At 37.9% G+C, this 1,827-nt stretch carries 1 protein-coding gene; it reads left to right on the top strand.

The features are described 5' to 3' along the window. Window positions 1-351: 351 nt before the first annotated feature. Window positions 352-1,539, top strand: coding sequence for a glycosyltransferase family 4 protein (locus tag ACIR131C_RS0116410; protein ID WP_028091081.1), 1,188 nt, complete (start codon window positions 352-354; stop codon window positions 1,537-1,539). Window positions 1,540-1,827 lie beyond the last annotated feature (288 nt).

The following is a 1,827-nucleotide window of genomic DNA, read 5'->3' as shown; positions in this document are numbered from 1 at the left end:
TAGGGATTTTATGATTATGTCAATAACCAATGGTGCGTTACGCTGTCGCTAACACACCCTACTTTTAAATTTAAGATAGTTCTTCCTTATCAAGATTAGGATAACATTTTTAAAATCCTTTGTCAACATCAAAAAGCAAATTTTTCGCGGTTTTTTTGCGTCTTGTTGGCTGTCCCCGTGGCGTAGCACCTGTTACCTGTCACCTGTTCCCTATGAAGGGGAGGATTTTATGATTATGATGTAAATATAATTTATAATTTATTATTTCTAATTTTCTTTTCCCTGTTCCCTGCTATAAATATAGTTTTTATATATTTGGATTTTTTTGTCAATCATCGGGGAGTCAAGTCAATGAAGATATTAGTGTTGAGTTGGGAATTTCCACCCAGGATAGTCGGGGGAATTGCTCGTCACGTTGCTGAGTTGTACCCGGAACTGATCAAGTTAGGCCATGACATTCACCTGATTACCCCTGAATTTGGTCAAGCAGCCCTTTATGAAGTAGTTGAGGGGATTCATATTCATCGTGTCCACGTGGCTGCTAGTAACGATTTTTTGCACTGGGTGGTGAATTTAAATGAGAGTATGGGCGCTTATGGTGGTAAGTTGTTGAGGGAAAAAGGGCCATTTGATTTGATTCATGCCCATGACTGGTTAGTTGGTGATGCAGCGATCGCTCTTAAGTATATCTTTAAAATTCCCTTAATTGCCACCATTCACGCCACGGAATATGGACGTTATAATGGTATTCACAATGATACCCAACGCCATATTCATAATAAAGAATATGCACTAGCTGAAAATGCTTGGCGGGTAATAGTTTGTAGTGAATATATGCGTCGAGAAATCGGGCGATCGCTTTCTGTTACTAGTGATAAAATTGACGTAATATATAATGGTATTCGCCCAGAAAAGAAACGACATGACAAAGATTTTCATCCTCAAGATTTTCGCCGACAATTTGCCACGGATGATGAAAAAATTGTTTATTATCTTGGTCGCATGACCTACGAAAAAGGTGTACCTGTGTTACTTAATGCTGCTCCCAAGGTGCTTTGGGAAATGGGCGGTAATGTTAAATTTATCATAGTCGGTGGTGGTAATACTGAACATCTAAAACGTCAAGCTTGGGATTTAGGAATTTGGCACAAGTGTTACTTTACTGGGTTTTTATCTGATGAATACTTAGATAGATTTCAAACTATCGCCGACTGTGCGGTTTTCCCCAGTCTTTATGAACCCTTTGGTATTGTTGCTTTAGAAAGTTTTGCCTCTCGCGTACCAGTAATAGTTTCCGATACTGGTGGTTTTCCTGAAGTAGTTCAACATACAAAAACGGGAATTACTACCTGGGTAAATGATCCTGACTCTGTAGCTTGGGGAATTTTAGAAGTTTTGAGAAACCCAGATTATTGTCAATGGTTAGTAAATAATGCCTATGCAGATTTAGAAAAAAGATTTAGCTGGTCAAAATTAGGTAAGCAAACAGAAATGGTTTACGAAAGAACAGTCAAAGAACGAGGAGAAATTGTCTGGTAGTGATCAAAAACGGCATCAAAATCAGAACTTACAGAAAACAAAACAGAAGCAAAAGGTAATTGATGAAATCAAGGTTTATCAACCCATGCAGGTGGGTTTTGTCTGTGTAGACGCGGTTGATAATTACCCAAACTAATATTAATTTAATATTAATTTAGACTACTGCATTCATCTTCTCTCAGGAGAATTAAAGACTACTCTGATTATTAGCCGTAAAAAAACAGTACAAACCCTGTACGCTGGGAATTTAGCTCCTCAAATGCGAGAGTTAGAAATGATTGCTGTTTG

The sequence above is a fragment of the Dolichospermum circinale AWQC131C genome (genome assembly GCF_000426905.1).
Taxonomy (GTDB): domain Bacteria; phylum Cyanobacteriota; class Cyanobacteriia; order Cyanobacteriales; family Nostocaceae; genus Dolichospermum; species Dolichospermum circinale.
This window is presented reverse-complemented; position numbering and strand designations above follow the sequence as displayed.

Coding starts and splice junctions, on each gene's coding strand:
- ACIR131C_RS0116410 (WP_028091081.1), top strand. CDS start 352: ATGAAGATATTAGTGTTGAGTTGGGAATTTCCACCCAGGATAGTCGGG.